Annotated in this window: 15 protein-coding genes; 3 read left to right on the forward strand and 12 right to left on the reverse strand. The window is 44.8% G+C overall.

The genetic code is table 11. The annotated features are described in order from the left end of the window. Nucleotides 1-53: 53 nt before the first annotated feature. The 4 genes from cyoE to AB6D06_RS11185 are packed head-to-tail and all read right to left on the reverse strand — an operon-like array spanning nt 54 to nt 3,568. Nucleotides 54-1,028, reverse strand: a complete 975-nt coding sequence (gene cyoE / locus AB6D06_RS11170; RefSeq protein WP_017066082.1) for a heme o synthase — start codon at nt 1,026-1,028, stop codon at nt 54-56. Beyond that, on the reverse strand, nt 1,018-2,073 hold the full coding sequence (locus tag AB6D06_RS11175) for a heme A synthase (RefSeq protein ID WP_372110214.1): 1,056 nt from the start codon (nt 2,071-2,073) through the stop codon (nt 1,018-1,020). Before AB6D06_RS11175 ends, cyoE begins: the two co-directional genes overlap by 11 nt. A gap of 60 nt (nt 2,074-2,133) precedes the next feature. Further along, nucleotides 2,134-2,742 (reverse strand): hypothetical protein, encoded by a 609-nt coding sequence (locus AB6D06_RS11180; RefSeq protein WP_017061753.1) that lies wholly within the window; start codon nt 2,740-2,742, stop codon nt 2,134-2,136. After that, nucleotides 2,735-3,568: an SURF1 family protein gene (locus AB6D06_RS11185; protein ID WP_372110215.1), complete on the reverse strand. Its 834-nt coding sequence runs from the start codon at nt 3,566-3,568 to the stop codon at nt 2,735-2,737. Before AB6D06_RS11185 ends, AB6D06_RS11180 begins: the two co-directional genes overlap by 8 nt. Nucleotide 3,569: 1 nt before the next feature. Here AB6D06_RS11185 and AB6D06_RS11190 point away from each other — a divergent pair, with 1 nt between their 5' ends. Next, the gene (locus tag AB6D06_RS11190) at nt 3,570-3,800 is read left to right on the forward strand and encodes a DUF2909 family protein (protein ID WP_017066085.1); all 231 of its coding nucleotides are present in this window, start codon (nt 3,570-3,572) and stop codon (nt 3,798-3,800) included. A 19-nt stretch (nt 3,801-3,819) separates the two neighbouring features. Here AB6D06_RS11190 and AB6D06_RS11195 read toward each other — a convergent pair whose 3' ends face one another. From AB6D06_RS11195 to coxB, 4 genes are read right to left on the reverse strand one after another with little or no spacing between them, the layout of a single operon-like run. Continuing rightward, on the reverse strand, nt 3,820-4,704 hold the full coding sequence (locus AB6D06_RS11195; RefSeq protein ID WP_009845661.1) for a cytochrome c oxidase subunit 3: 885 nt from the start codon (nt 4,702-4,704) through the stop codon (nt 3,820-3,822). Nucleotides 4,705-4,742: 38 nt separating this feature from the next. Then, the gene (locus AB6D06_RS11200) at nt 4,743-5,372 is read right to left on the reverse strand and encodes a cytochrome c oxidase assembly protein (RefSeq protein WP_017064839.1); all 630 of its coding nucleotides are present in this window, start codon (nt 5,370-5,372) and stop codon (nt 4,743-4,745) included. 11 nt (nt 5,373-5,383) lie between these two features. Beyond that, nucleotides 5,384-7,045 carry a cytochrome c oxidase subunit I gene (ctaD, locus tag AB6D06_RS11205; protein WP_048612910.1) on the reverse strand — a complete coding sequence of 554 codons (1,662 nt, stop codon included), beginning with the start codon at nt 7,043-7,045 and terminating at the stop codon, nt 5,384-5,386. After that, the gene (gene coxB, locus AB6D06_RS11210) at nt 7,042-8,244 is read right to left on the reverse strand and encodes a cytochrome c oxidase subunit II (protein ID WP_372110216.1); all 1,203 of its coding nucleotides are present in this window, start codon (nt 8,242-8,244) and stop codon (nt 7,042-7,044) included. Before coxB ends, ctaD begins: the two co-directional genes overlap by 4 nt. A 454-nt stretch (nt 8,245-8,698) precedes the next feature. Between coxB and AB6D06_RS11215 the strand changes: the two genes are divergently transcribed. Next, entirely contained in the window at nt 8,699-10,405 is a 1,707-nt protein-coding gene (locus tag AB6D06_RS11215) for a phospho-sugar mutase (RefSeq protein WP_372110217.1), read from the forward strand. A 107-nt stretch (nt 10,406-10,512) separates the two neighbouring features. Here AB6D06_RS11215 and AB6D06_RS11220 read toward each other — a convergent pair whose 3' ends face one another. The 4 genes from AB6D06_RS11220 to yegD all read right to left on the reverse strand — a co-directional run bounded on the left by AB6D06_RS11220 (nt 10,513) and on the right by yegD (nt 15,198). Continuing rightward, entirely contained in the window at nt 10,513-11,145 is a 633-nt protein-coding gene (locus tag AB6D06_RS11220; RefSeq protein WP_017068640.1) for a LysE family translocator, read from the reverse strand. A 150-nt stretch (nt 11,146-11,295) separates the two neighbouring features. Further along, a complete protein-coding gene (locus tag AB6D06_RS11225; protein ID WP_102428783.1) occupies nt 11,296-11,928 on the reverse strand; it encodes a fumarylacetoacetate hydrolase family protein in 633 nt (210 codons plus the stop codon). Between the two features lie 349 nt (nt 11,929-12,277). After that, on the reverse strand, nt 12,278-13,354 hold the full coding sequence (locus tag AB6D06_RS11230; RefSeq protein WP_102332013.1) for a porin: 1,077 nt from the start codon (nt 13,352-13,354) through the stop codon (nt 12,278-12,280). 491 nt (nt 13,355-13,845) lie between these two features. Further along, nucleotides 13,846-15,198: a molecular chaperone gene (yegD, locus tag AB6D06_RS11235; RefSeq protein ID WP_017064846.1), complete on the reverse strand. Its 1,353-nt coding sequence runs from the start codon at nt 15,196-15,198 to the stop codon at nt 13,846-13,848. A 160-nt stretch (nt 15,199-15,358) separates the two neighbouring features. Between yegD and AB6D06_RS11240 the strand changes: the two genes are divergently transcribed. Beyond that, nucleotides 15,359-15,667 carry a DUF1289 domain-containing protein gene (locus AB6D06_RS11240; protein WP_229648188.1) on the forward strand — a complete coding sequence of 103 codons (309 nt, stop codon included), beginning with the start codon at nt 15,359-15,361 and terminating at the stop codon, nt 15,665-15,667. The last annotated feature ends 123 nt before the right edge of the window (nt 15,668-15,790 follow it).

Below are 15,790 nucleotides of genomic sequence, written 5' to 3' on the forward strand. Positions count from 1 at the left end.
CGGATGCCCAAAGCATCCGTTTTCTTGTTCATTAAAAGTAGAAACGCCAGTTGTCAAAGTAGATAGTGGTCTGCCAACAGAGCCACAAACAAGATCATGAGATGATAGATGGAGAACTTAAAGGTCTTCATGGCCATATTGGGTTCATCACGATATTTCAGTACCCAAGCGTGATAAACAAACCCGCCGTTGAGCACCAATGAAGCGCTCAGATATATCCAGCTGCTCATGCCAACCAATACAGGCAATATACACACGATGCTAAGCAAAAAGGTATACAGAAGAATAGACGTCTTGGTGTATTCGATTCCGTGAGTCACAGGCAACATGGGGATGTTCACTTTGGCATACTCATCACGACGATGAATTGCCAACGCCCAGAAATGAGGAGGCGTCCAAATAAAGATGATCATCACCAACAACCAAGCATTTGAATGCAGCTCGTTGGTGACTGCCGTCCAGCCCAATAACGGTGGCATTGCGCCAGCTATCCCTGCAATTACGATGTTCTGTGGCGTCGCTCGCTTCAAGTACATGGTATAGATGACCGCATAGCCCAATAAACTTGCAAAGGTTAGCCAAGCCGTGAGTTGATTGACCCACACCACTAACGTAGCGAACCCAAATAAGCCGATACCTGCTGCAAAGCTAAACACACGCACACTACTCAGCTCACCGGATGGTAAAGGGCGTCGATTTGTTCGAGTCATCTGGCCGTCGATCTTTTTATCGATCAAATGGTTAAACGCAGCCGCTGAACCTGCCATTAACCCTATCCCAATCATTCCGAACAAAGTTTGTTGTAAAGGCAATCCATTCGGCACGGCCAAACACATCCCAACCAATGCTGTCAGCAACATCAAAGCCACCACTTTAGGCTTAGTCAGCGTTAAATAAACTTTCCAAGTGGCTTTGTTTTTTTCAGCCTTTTCGTTACTTAAAGTTATGTCATTATTGGCTGTTATCTTATGAGTTAAGGCTGCGTCTTGAGCCACCACTTCATACTGTGTTGACGTTCTACTGACCATGATTACCTCCTTGTAATACACTGTTCTTCACCAAGCTCTCACTCGGTTTGCGTTGCCACACCACAAAATTGGTTACAACCATGCTGATGAGCAACATTGCTGCGACTAGGTTATGCAAAACCGCAACTGAGATTGGCAGGTGAAACCATACATTACTGATCCCAAGGCTGATTTGAGTAAACAACACTATTGCGACAATCATGCTCAGCTTTTGGTGAGGCACTTGGCCAAACTTCCATAACTGGTACACGACCACCAGCACCGTTAATGTCGCCACAATAGCCCCGAACCTGTGCATGACATGTATGGTAAGCCTCGCGGGATACTCCAACACACCAAACTCATAGTTATCGTGTCCGTGTTGAGCAAAATCGAACGCATTTTTGAAATCGAGGTAGCTCATCCAGTTACCTTCACAAATAGGCAATTGGGTACACACCAAAGCGGCATAGTTTGACGATGTCCAACCACCAAGCAGTATCTGCCCAACCACAATGAGTAACCCAAACAACGCCCAAAATTTAAGTGTTGGAGAATAAGAAGCCTCGCCAAAACGGCTTTGGAATTGAGACAAACGGCAGTAGAGCAGACACAACAGTGACAGCAACGTGAAACCCCCCATCAAATGCGCCATAACCACAACGGGCATCAACTTAAGAGTCACCGTCCACATTCCAAGCAAAGCCTGAAAAATCACAGTGGCAGAGATAAGTAATGGAAGACCAACTGGTGTGATGTTCTTTTTAATACACCAAGCTACAACGACAAAGATAAGCAACCCTAATGTTCCTGCAAAGTAGCGATGGATCATCTCTATCCACGCTTTGTCTGCTTCAAGAGCTCGCTCTGGAAATTGCAGATTGGCTTGACTCACCGCTTGGGCATCAGACGGAACGGTGATCTTACCGTAACAACCCGGCCAGTCAGGACAGCCAAGGCCAGCATCAGACAGGCGTGTATAAGCTCCGAGAACAATCACGGTAAGGGTTAACAAGATAGTTAATCTCATCACAAGCATCAGTAAATCAGGGGCTTTATTCTGCATCACTTATCTCCCTATACTTATTCCCTTTCGCTGCTTAAGCTCAAGCATTTGCGCCATCAACTACCCAACTCGTGACAGCTTAAGTAGCTTTCTTAAATCATGAATCATACCTTTGGATTGCCCGACTAACTGCGACGGTTCCGACACGCTTTTGTACTCCATAACCAACTGTCCTAGCGGGTCAATAATGACAATGGAAGCCGGCGAAAACTCGGTGCTTAACTGATCACCACCAGCTAACAAAGATAAATCAGGCTTGTTGAGCGAACCCGACAACGAGTTACCTTCTGAGACGAAAACAACGGCGGTCACTCGCTCTTTGTTTTTCCCTAACGCTAAGTAGCTTTGATTCAAATAATGAAGCTGTTGTTCACACAAGCTTTCGCACTCCATCGGTGCGATATACCCCACAACCCAACCCTCTCCTGCCATGGGTACCGTTACGCCAAAATCCGCTAGTGTAATTCTTGGTTCTACCAATTCGCCTGAGTTAGTGACACCTGACGTATACCAATTCTGATCCAACACAGTTTTGGCGATAATGGCTGGCAAAGCGAAAATTAAAACGAGTCCGATTAATACCAAGCGTCCTTTAGTACGACGGCTTCTGAGCTCAGCCATGTTTGCCTCGGTAATTTCCCTGTTCACTTGTGCTTGAGATTTATCCATCCTTATTCCTCGTGATAGGTGTTGCTTTTAGGTACCGATAGCCAATCAACAACATCAAAAACAAAAGTACCGCAGCCATAACAAACCATTGAAATGAGTAACCAAAATGCTTCTCAGACCTCATCGCCGTTGGACGCCATAACATTTCATAAGGCCATGAATCTAAACTCTGAGGTTGGAAGACAAAGGGCAGCACTTCTTTTCCTGTATACTGTGATAACGCTGCTATGTTTAGGTTTTGGATTCTATTCGGTGTCGTATTTTCTAAACCCAACTCATGACTTAAAGGATTAATTGAGCGTGTATACAAGCGCCCTGACATTTTGGTTGGTACAGTGATACTTCCTAATTGCGGTAGTTCTCTTCTGTCATTACTTGCCGGAACAAACCCAAGATCGATCAATAACTGCTTTTCGTGTAAAAGCTGGTTGCCTTGCTCTTTAGATTGAACCTCACCCAACATGTAAATCACATACCCCACCGTTCCTTGGTTAATCTGATTGTCTAACAAGACCACCAAACCACTTGGTGTTTCCAATTCAACATCAACCTTCAAACCATTTAAAAACTGCTGTTCAGATGTACCTTGGGCTTGTGTACGCGAGCCCTTCCATTCAGAGATAACCGTGTCCAATGACCTAAACGATTGCTGCGCTCTTTCTGATAGTTGCTGTTCATAACGTAATTTCTCGTTACCACGATCGAGTTGCCACAAACCTAACTTGATTAAAGCGCCGACTGAAACCACAGTTAAAACAACCGCTATCCAAAAACCTTTACTGCGGAATTTGTGTTCATCATCAATCAATCGGTTTGGAGTTATCACTATGGCGTCATCTACCTTTGTTCTGTTATTTAAAGTCGTCTTGGTCGCTTTGCTGTTTTTTATCGCTTTCAATTTGATGAAAGGCCTAATCCAAATCGCCTCGGGCAAACACAATGGAAAAAGACTCAGTTACTTCTTGGGGCGTCGTGTCATGTGGTCAGCCGTTGTCGTGCTACTTTTATTACTTGCTCTGGGATCAGGAGTGATAACTCCCAACCCTCGCCCCTATTAATCCCCTATAGGCTCAATCGTTAAAGTACATAAACAAACACAAACAGGCCCAACCAAACCACATCAACAAAGTGCCAATACCAACTGCCCGCTTGGAACGCAAAGTGGTCTTTCGGAGTGAAGTGGTCTTTCGCAACCCTTGCCAGCAACACAATCAAAAAGATGGTCCCTAAACAGACATGTAAGCCATGAAACCCAGTCAGCAAAAAGAAGGTATTACCGTAGATGCCAGACTGAAGTGTCAGCCCCATCTCTTGATAAGCGTGAAGATACTCTTCAACTTGGAAGAACAGGAAGAAGCCAGCCAGAACAATGGTTATCTCCAACCACACGATCAAAGCCATACGCTTATTTTGTTCAAGACTGATATGTGCCATGTGCAGCGTCACAGAGGAAAGCAGCAGAATAATGGTGTTCTTAAGCGGGATACCTTGCCAAGGCATGGCTTGTGTCGTTACGCCATCAGGGGTCGTCGTTAGTGGCCAAATTGATTGGAACATCGGCCACAATACTTCATGGGTCATTTCATTATTGCCCGCACCACCAATCCAAGGCACAGAAATCATTCGAGCATAGAAAAGCGCGCCAAAGAAAGCGCCAAAGAACATGATTTCGGAAAAGATGAACCAACTCATTCCTTGTCTAAAAGAACGAGAAATCTGCTCAGAATAGAGACCACTCAATGATTCTGTGATCACATTGCTAAACCAACCTGCGAGCATGTAAAGCAGCACAGCAAACCCGACTAACAACACCGCTTTGCCAAACACACCACCTGCGGCGTCGGTACCCATGTTTTGCACCGTCAAGCCAGCGCCAACCGCGACCAAAAACAGTGCTACAGCACCCACCAATGGCCAGTGACTTTGATGTGGAACGAAATACACTTCCTTTTTAGAACTCATCGCTCAACTCCTTATGTTGATACTGGTTCTGTAAATTCCTAGTTACTTGCGAGTACGTTAGGCTCAGATTTATTGGCCGCAGCACCCACCTCATTCGTGATATTGAATAATGTGTAAGAGAGCGTCAGCGTATGTATCGATTCTGGAATATCTGGCTCAATGTAAAATATCAAACCCATTTCTGCGCTCTTGTGCCCGTCCAATGGCTGCTGATTAAAGCAAAAGCATTCCATCTTATTGAAGTAGGTTGCCCCCATACCTGGAGAAACCGACGGTACGGCTTGGCCAACCAATGAGGCTCCAGAAAGGTTTTTGGCAATGTAGTTAGTTTGAACCACCTCACCAGGATGAACCTCTAACACTCGAACTTCAGGCGAAAACTGCCATGGCATATCTGGCTTGATGTGGGACATGAATTCGACTCGAACCGTACGAGAGTAGTCTGGCTGCATTCCCTGAGGTTGCACCGCTGAAACAGTATTAGTTTTGCCATTGATGCCTAAGGCCTCACACATGACATCGTAGAGCGGCACCAAAGCGAAACCGAAGCAAAACATCGCAACCACGCTCAACACCAAGTAGCCCGTCAGCTTTTTGGTCGATCGCTTATTAGACAGGCGCTTAGGTTGTTTTTTATCTTGATTGGGATCGCTTTGCTTATCACTCATGGTTCTGCCCTCTAATCCACTTTCGGCGGATGGGTAAAGGTGTGGTGAGGCGCAGGGCTTGGTACTGTCCATTCAAGACCTTCAGCTCTATCCCAAGGCTTACTTGGCGCAGGCTCTCCCCCTCTTACGCACTTAATCGCTAGCCATAAGAAAATTAGCTGAGACAACCCAAACGCAAAACCACCAATCGACACGACTTGGTTAACGTCAGCAAACTGAATCGCATAATCAGGAATACGACGCGGCATACCCGCTAACCCTAAAAAGTGCATCGGGAAAAACAGTACATTAACTGAAATCACCGACGTCCAGAAATGCCACAGGCTGAGCTTGTGGTCGTACATATGTCCGGTCCACTTAGGCAGCCAATAATAGGCAGCAGCCATAATCGAGAACACGGCACCGGTTACCAGAACATAATGGAAGTGAGCCACAACAAAATAAGTATCGTGGTATTGGAAATCAGCTGGCACGATAGCGAGCATCAATCCAGATAACCCGCCAATCGTAAACAAAACAATGAAGGCAATCGCAAACAGCATTGGTGTTTCAAAGGTCAAAGCACCGCGCCACATGGTCGCCACCCAGTTGAAGACTTTCACACCGGTCGGCACCGCTATCAACATGGTGCAATACATGAAGAACAGTTCGGCAAATACTGGCATACCCGTGGTGAACATGTGGTGTGCCCAAACCAAAAATGACAACAGTGCGATACTACAGGTCGCATAAACCATCGAGTGATAACCAAACAGGCGCTTACCACTGAATGCAGGGATGATGGCTGAGACAATACCAAAAGACGGCAAGATCATGATGTACACTTCGGGGTGCCCAAAGAACCAGAATATGTGCTGGAACATGACGGGATCACCACCACCAGCGGCATCAAAGAAACTAGTCCCAAAATATTTGTCAGTCAGTACCATGGTCACCGCACCCGCGAGCACGGGCATCACGGCTATCAGCAAGAAAGCGGTAATTAACCAAGTCCATACGAACATCGGTAGCTTGAACCAAGTCATGCCCGGTGCGCGCATGTTCACTATGGTTACGATCACGTTAATCGCCCCCATGATCGAACTGATCCCCATAATATGAACTGAGAATACGAATAGCGCGGTACTGTCTGGCCCATAAGTTGTCGAGAGTGGCGCATAAAAGGTCCAACCAAAGCTCGGACCGCCCCCTTCTGTAAACAAAGATCCGATTAAGATTAGAAACGCAAAAGGCAAGATCCAGAAACTGAGGTTGTTCATTCTCGGCAGTGCCATATCTGGTGCACCGATCATCATCGGAATCATCCAGTTAGCCAAACCCGTAAATGCAGGCATTACGGCACCAAATACCATGATTAAACCATGGACTGTAGTCATCTGATTGAAGAAATCTGGCTCAACAAGTTGTAAACCCGGTTGGAACAGCTCCGCACGGATCACCATCGCCATGGCGCCGCCCGTTAAGAACATTGCAAAGCTGAACCACAAATAAAGTGTACCAATGTCTTTATGATTGGTTGAATACAGCCAACGAGCCCAGCCTTTAGGTGCCGCATGTGAATCGTGATCATCAACAGGCAAATCATTATTGCCCAAGGTGCCTTCCACAGAATGGCTCAGTACTTGATCTTCTGCTGGAGCCGATTTCACCGGCTTATTGATTGGTGAACTCATAACTGATCCTTAGCATCATTTTGTGCATCATCCGTTGAGCTTTCAGAACTGCCTTCTTGCTTCGCCTTATAAGCGTTGATATCTGAGGCCTGAACAATATCGCCGGTATCATTACCCCAAGCGTTTCGTTGATAAGTTACTACCGCTGCGATCTCTTTCTCGGTTAACTGATTATCGAATGCTTGCATCGCCGTACCGCCACGACCATAAACAATTGTGTCGATATGAACATCCACATCACCAAGGGCAATAGGACTTCCTTTGATGGCAGGGAATGCTCCAGGAATGCCCTCACCGTTTGCTTGGTGACAAACCGCACATCGAGTTTTGTAAACCTCTTCACCGATGGTATTCAACTCCACCAAGGAAAGTGACGCACCTAATGCATCTTTTGCGGCTTGTTGTTCGGCTATCGCTAACTCTTTCTGCTCCGCTAGCCATGCGTCAAACTCATCTTCTTCCATGGCATGCACCACGATCGGCATGAAACCATGGGCACGACCACACAACTCTGCACACTGCCCTCGGTAAACACCAGGCTCATCTATCTTAGTCCAAGCCTCATTAATAAAGCCCGGAATGGTATCTTTCTTAACGGCGAATGCTGGCACCCACCATGAGTGAATCACATCATCGGAAGTCATCAAGAAACGGACTTTACGGTCAACAGGCAGTACCAGCGGCTTATCAACTTCTAGCAGGTAATGCGCGCCTTTCACTTCGAGGCCTTCAATCTCTTTGTCACTGGTCGCTAGAAGGCTGAAAAATTCGACGTCTTCACCAAAATAGCTGTAATGCCATTTCCATTGTGACCCGGTGATTTTAACGGTCAGATCTGATTGGGAGGTATCTTCCATCGCTATTAAGGTTTTGGTGGCGGGTATCGCCATAGCGATGAGAATGATGATAGGGATGATGGTCCAAAGAATTTCGACTTTCGTGCTTTCGTGAAAATGGGCAGCAACTGCGCCCTTCGATTTCCTGTGCCTCAAAATCGAATAAAACATCACACCAAAAACAACAAAGGCAATCGCACAACAGATGTAGAAGATCAGCATATGAAGTTCATACACCTTACCACTGATCTCAGTGACGCCTTGAGTCATGTTGTAATCACTGCTAGCGTGCACTAAAGGCGATACTAAAAGCACAACAAAACTCTTCAAAAGCCACGCTAGCCTAACCAGTAATCTTTTCAAAAGATCTCTCCTTGTCTTTCCTAATTGGATACTTGCGACCTAAATGTCGTTGCGAACTGGACAACATTCATTGTTATTCCGGCTACACATGAAAAGGCTGAATCTCAATCTACAACTCACATGGAACTAGCCTGTGAGCAGGCTACTGACCTCATATAAACCCAAGAACTAATACGGTTCAAAAGCGTTGGAGGTTTCCATGAAAGATTCAAAAACGGCGAACTTGTTAAATTTTGTTATATTTATGTAAAAGGCTAGTTAGTGATATCCAATTATTCAAGGTAAGTTTACTTACTAAACAGTCAATTATTTGAAGTGGCTTAATCTACGTGCCCTCTTGCCGTTGGAATTTATTTTATATCGAGTTTTACGATTGCCCCTATGGAAATGAGAATCAATATCACTTAAATTAAATCAACGGTAAGTCATACAGACATTAATAGGTTTAGTGATTATGCAAGATGCAATGAATTGGTTAGCGAGAGACCCAGATCCAAGAACTCGTGAAGAACTTCAACACCTCATCGATGAGGGAATGCACGACGAACTTGAAGACCGCTTTACTCAACGATTAGAGTTCGGAACGGCAGGACTTAGAGGCAAAGTTGGATGCGGCCCAAATCGAATGAACCGTTTAGTCATACAGGAAACAGCAACCGGGCTCGGCCACTACTTAATCGAACATGTCGCTAATGCGACCATTCGCGGTGTGGTCGTCGGTTATGACGGCCGTTTAGATTCAAAGCAGTTCGCGATTGATACCGCTTCCGTACTCACGGCTTTAGGCATTAAGGTTTATCTAACCTCGAACGTCGCGGCGACCCCTATCGTTGCCTTTGGTATTGAGCACTTCAACGCCGCAGCTGCCGTTGTGGTGACGGCCAGCCACAACCCACCGGAATACAATGGTTTCAAAGTGTACTGGGAGAATGGCGCTCAAATCATTCCTCCTCACGATGCGGGTATTGCCGCTGAAATCGATATCGCATCGACCAAGCCGCTCCCTTTAATGAGCCTAAGTGACGCTGAATCGCAAGGAAAGTTGGTGTGGTTAACTGAAGGCTATTATCAAACCTACCGCGCTGCGATCAATCAGAGCCCATACGTGAGTAAAGAGATCGAATCGGCGAACACCACCATCACCTATACCGCAATGCATGGTGTCGGCGCACAAATGGCTGAGGATCTACTTCATGATTCTGGTTTCCATAAGGTATTCAGCGTTGCAGAACAAAGAGAGCCCGATGGTAACTTCCCGACCGTCAACTTCCCGAATCCGGAAGAAAAAGGCGCGATGGATCTGGTGGTTAACCTAGCCAAAAGTGTCGATGCCGACATTGCTTGTGCCAACGATCCAGATGCAGACCGATTTGCGGTTGCAGTGAGAACAGATGATGGCTCTTACAAAATGCTAACAGGTGACCAAGTCGGCGTGCTATTCGCTCATTATCTACTCTCAAAGCCGCATACCAAAAACCAATTAGTTGGTAACAGTATCGTATCTTCAACCTTACTTGAAAAAGTGGCTCAATCTCATGGTGCGACTTATTTCCAAACGCTGACAGGTTTTAAATGGTTGGCGAATATTGGCATGCAATTAGAAGATGATCAGAACGAGTTCTTGTTTGCCTATGAAGAAGCGCTAGGCTACACAATTGGTACTCAAGTACGGGACAAGGATGGGCTGTCTGCCATCGTTGTTTTCGCTCAACTGGTTGAAGAGCTCAAATCTCAAGGTCGAACGGTCTGGGATCTTCTTGCTCAGATATCGTTGGAACATGGTGTACACACCAACGCACAACGCAGTATTGCGCTTGACCCGGATTCACCATCGATTGGTTCTAGGCTCCGCTCGGCACAGCCTAAAGCAATCAACGGTGTCGCTATCTCTGTAATTGAAGATTTGCAGTCTTCTTTACGCTTCGTCATTGGAGGCAATACTGAAGCCATTAACCTGCCTGCAAGTGACGTACTCATCTATCATCTCGAAGATGGTTCACGCATTATCGTAAGACCTTCCGGTACTGAGCCAAAAGTTAAGGTCTACTATGAGACGGTGACAAAATTTGAAGGGACAGAAACCTACGAAGACACTCGCCTGCGCAGTGAGAAGTACATGGAGAAACTGATTGAACAACACCAACAAGAGTTGAATTCATAGCGATTTAGCGCGTTCAACATGTAACGGTTAAATATAAAAAATGGACGCTCGTAGCGTCCATTTTTGTCTCAGCGGCTAACCACGAGAAGATGTCTGATTTGATTCGTCTACGAAGTAAAGAAAGAAGACAACATCCAGATAGCTAACACGATGAAAACTCCGCCCATGACTTTCTGTTGATAGGTACGAAACTTCGCGTTTTCTACGAGAGATTTACCAATCGTACCCACTAACGCCACCAGCAAAAAGTTAAACGTTAAGCCGAGAACATTCAGTAATAAACCCAGAACAAGCATCTGCTGACCGGAAGTCGCTTCAATATTCGTCGACACAAACTGAGGCAGAAACATCACAAAGAAAACCAACGCTTTAGGGTTAAGCAGGTTACTAATCAATGCTCGTTGATAGTAGGCTTTTGCTGCAAAGTTATCGCTTAACTCAGGCGCGTTACCCTGCTCTGTTCGCAGGCAGTCCCATCCCATCTTCAACAAGTACGCGCCGCCTAACAAATGTAGAGCTTTAAGCGCTATTGGGCTCATTGCGATCAACGCTGATACACCCATAGCCGCTAATACTGTCAGAATGATTCCAGAAGTCGCATTACCTAGGCTTGCAAACACGCCGACCTTACGGCCATAGCTCATGCTTGAACTCGCAATCAGTAACATATCAGGGCCAGGTAAAAGAAGAAGTGCAACAACGGCAGTCAGGTAGACAGGTAAAATGGTTAAGTCGATCATGAGGGTCAGCATTGATAAAAACGGAGGCGGATTTTATATCAATTACCAACACCCTTCCAGATGCAATCAGTTGTTCGACGTTTATTTAATCGAATTAAAAACCAACATTAAGCGACAAAGCCAATTTATTAACTAAATAGAAAAGACTAATTAACTTGCTACCCATTCGATCTCAATCAATGTCGTATCGCCACACTTTAGGCGACCAAGGAAGATATCGCCTCGATGTACGGCCCCAACACCTTTTGGCGTACCTGTCATCACAACATCGCCGTCTAGTAAGGTGGTATAAGAAGACAGCTCTTCTAGGATAGTTTTTGGAGAGTAAAGCATCTGCTCAACATGTCCTTTCTGAACACGAACACAGTTAATAAACAACTCTAGGTTTAAGTCTGCAAGGTCTAAGTTATCAATTGGAACAAAGCGACTAAATACGGCTGAGCCATCAAAAGCTTTGGCGCGTTCCCAAGGTAAGCCTTTCGCTTTTAAGCTACTTTGCAACTCACGCTTGGTGAGGTCTAACCCTAAGCCCACGGCTGAGTATTGGCCATTTTCAACGATAAAGCAGATTTCAGCTTCATAGTGCAGTGCTTCTTGATGAAACGAAGAAAGAGAGGAAGTCACGCTGGTGCTTGGCTTATTGAAAACCACCATAGAGTCAGGGATCGCATTGTTAAGTTCTTCAATGTGATCGACATAGTTACGCCCAACACACAGTACTTTTGTTGGGGTTGCTGTTCGTTTCGAATTCATCAATTGTTTCTGATCTACAACGCTGCTCATAGTTTATCCCTGAACTATTTTTAGAGAGCAGAGTTTAGCGCATCATAAAATGAGAGTCTTCGACAAGATGATTACCGATCTCTAAATTCTGATCTTGAGCTCAATTCATTGATTTGAATACTTTTAGGTAAATATCGGTGTATATCTCGACCTACCCTCCAGAAATAGAGTCATCGGCTTACATCAATTAGAGAAAATGAAACTAAAGTAGGCAGTTAAATTTGAAGAGCATTAAAACGAAAGAAGCCCTCTCAAACCAAAAGGCTTGAGAGGGCTTAGCATGGTGTCTAGGACAGTATCCTAAAAGGTAAACTTAAGAAGTAAACACTATGCTAAATAAGTCTGCGACTTATAGGTAGTAACGAGCACCAAGAGTCCACTTGTCGTCAGACTTGTAACCAGTTTCGTCGTTTAGATCGAATTGGTAACCAGTGTAGCCAACAAAGTTGCTAGTGAAGTTGTATTCAGCTTGTAGAGCTAACTCTTCACGAGCTGTAGTAGTTGTTCCACCTTTAAGAACTTCGCCTTCAACAACTTCGTAGTTCACACTTAGGTTCAAGCTGTTCGCAAGTGCGTAAGCTGCTAGTAGTTCGTAAGCATTGCTCTCTTCAAGAGTTGTACCACTTACAAGACCAGCGTTCATATTCTCATTAAAGCCGTAGATACCAGCTAGGTATAAACCAGAACCGTATGAACCGTATGCTGCAGATACTAGGTGAGATTCAGCAGTCTTAGAGACACCGCCTTCAGTGAAGTCGCCAGTGTTAAATGCATAGCCTAGTTTAACACCTGCAATAGAGTAACCAAGCGTTGCTTGAACACGATCACCGTAAGATGCAGTTGAACGCGTTGTAATAACTAAACCGTTGTTACCAACCGTTTCTGTTTCAGTAGTAACATCGTTATCACCCTGCCAACCTAGACCAAAACTAAATTCACCAGCTTCACCAAAATCAAAAGCATTGCGGTAGCTTACCATTTTGTCTGCACGACCAGTACCAAGTGCACCGTGGTTGTCGTATAGGAAGTCATTCGCAAAAGCAATGGGCATATCTGTTGCTGCAGCTACATCGTAGTATGGAGACCACTGTGTACCAGCAACTACACGACCAAGCTCTTCATGAGTCAAACCAACGTAACCAAGACGTGTTGTAAATGTGTCATCACCACCATCTAGGTAGTTAAGTGCCCATTCGCCTTTAGCGTCAGCAGTAAAGCCGTTACCCAGATCTTGAGTAGCGTTAAAGTTGATACGTGGAGAGTTTGTACCTACTGATGCATCGTCTTTTTCAGAACCGTTCACGTTTACTGAAACGTGGCCGCCTACAGAAAACGCTGTGCCGTCTTCGTTGTAAAGTTCTACAGCAACTGCCTGTGTACCAAATACTGCACCAGAAATTGCTAGCGCTAAAAGTTTCTTATTCATTGTCATATCCATTATGTAACTGGGTGAGTTATTCACTAACAACCTCGTGCTTACGGAGAAGTTGTTACCTGCATTTAACAAGTAGGCAAACACTAATATACGAATGACAAAAAAGTTGCATTAAAATATATAAAATAAAAAAAATCGCACTATAAAAAACAAAAATACCTTTTAAAACAGTTGATTAACACGACAATTACTGGGATCTCCTTTCATTCTTTGAGATAAATACTTTGATTATTTTTGATTTTATAATCACTAAAAAAGCATTAAAAATCTAAACCCAAGGTAACTCATCAGACCATCGAGAGGCTCGCCTTTGCCTTTGAAACATTTTGTAACACGTAGAGCTCAGCTGAAATATTTAGCTTTGTGAAACAAATCCCAATATGAGCTAGGAAAAATCGTTCAATAGAAAGTTCATTAGAGAAAAACAAAAAAAGGGCAACCAATCAGCGACTGGTTGCCCTTCATAACTCATCATTGAACTCTTATTTGAAGCAAACCTCAGCCCAACGAGCTAAACCTGCAGTTACTGAACCGAAGTAATTACCACTCACAATCGGTACATTCGGCACAGCTTGTTGTACGGCTTCACGAAGTATCGGTGAACGAGCGGAACCACCCGTCATGTAGATTACGTCTGGCTTTTTCTGGCCTTGTTGAATCGCTTCTTTAACCAACTCAATCATCTTAGACTTTGGTGTTTCAATCGCTTCAACCATCTGTTCGACTGAGATATCTACCTCGACCAGTTCAGAGGCAACATTAATCGCAGCACGATATTGAGGGGATTCTGCCAGCGCAATCTTGGCCTCTTCCGCTCTACGCACAATACCGTAACCCAAAGTGTCGTGATAAACCTTCATCAAACGTTCTAGCTTTTGAGGCTCTGACGCTTCTTTACGAAGTAATTTTAATGCCGCTAGGTTTTCTCTTGAATAGAAGTTCTTTTGAGCTTCAACATTATTAATCGCAATTGGGTTCCAGAATTGAGTCAGTGGCATATCAATACCCGAAATGCCTTTGCTGCCCATACCAAAAGGTGACATCAGTTGTTTGAATGCAAGATAGATATCGAGGTCATTCCCCCCTACCCTTTGCCCACTGTGTGCCAACAAGCTCTGGGTACGATCCGCTTTACCAGACCACGTTGGTCCCATTTCTAATAATGAGCAATCGGTGGTACCACCGCCAATATCAACAACCAATACTGTTTGGTTTTCAGTTAATGTGCTTTCGTAATCAAGGCCTGCGGCTACGGGCTCAAATTGAAAAGCGATATCAAGGAAACCGGCACGCTTAGCTGCGCGAGACAGTATGTCTTCAGCTTGTCTGTTCGCCTCTTCACCACCTCGACCGTGGAAGTTAATTGGTCGGCCGATAACAGCTTGCTTGATCTGCTCTTGAGTCGTGAGTTCGGCTTGATTCTTGATATTTGCCATCATGGCGCACACTAAATCTTCGAAAAAGCTCACCTGCACATCATGCAGTCCACTCGCGCCAAGGAAAGATTTAGGGGACTTAACATAATAAACATCGCGAGGGTCTTCTAAATATAAGTCCAACGCAGCCTGACCAAATGCCATGTCTTCTGGCACTAAGTCGATACTCTCTTCTCTGTTCAGCGCAATCGCACGTCGTAGTACTTGCTCACCGATCGCATCACTCGGCTTGATATTCAAGTGGCGGAATAGATGTTCAGAAACACTCTCACGAGTAGGCGCAAACACGGTTGAGGGAATATAGTGGTTGTTACCTTCTAGCGGTAACAGGCTTGGCTCTCCATTAACCATCGCCGCGACAGAACAGTTCGCTGTTCCATAATCAAATCCAATAAACATAATATCCCCCCACTCAACAAAAGGGGCGAGATGCTACATGAAAAGCCTAAAAATTACGAGGTCATTTCTAAATTTAACTGAGTAATTTCTTAGCTTAACGGCTCTTCAAGAAGAAACAAATATGCTACATTTCAGCCCAAATGAATCACAGGTTAGAGAAATGAAAACACCTTGCCGAGCGGCTTGTAAAAATAATGGCGGAATTTGTAGTGGCTGCTTTCGAACAATGGATGAAATTATAGGTTGGAAAGGCTTATCTGAAGAAGAGCAAACGTCGGTTATGGATAATCTTAGTGGCGCGAGTTCGACTCACCAATGTCCACAGTGTAATGAGCCAGCTCAATGCGATATCAGTGCGGGCAAAGAGACGTGTTGGTGTTTTGAGTTAGAAAAACGAGATACTAGCGATATTCCAAAGGCTGGAGTTTGTATGTGTCGTAAGTGCTTGTCTGCCCTGCCCGTTCAGTAGTTTAGAGCCCATTTAGTAAGTTACTGGATAGCAAGTTACTAGCCAGTTCAACATAGACAAAAAAAGCGAGAGGTTGTTTTCTCGCTTCAAAATACTGAGATTAAATTTCGACCTAATCGTTAC

Source organism: Vibrio sp. 10N.239.311.G01 (assembly GCF_041465805.1).
In the GTDB taxonomy this organism is placed as follows: domain Bacteria; phylum Pseudomonadota; class Gammaproteobacteria; order Enterobacterales; family Vibrionaceae; genus Vibrio; species Vibrio crassostreae_C.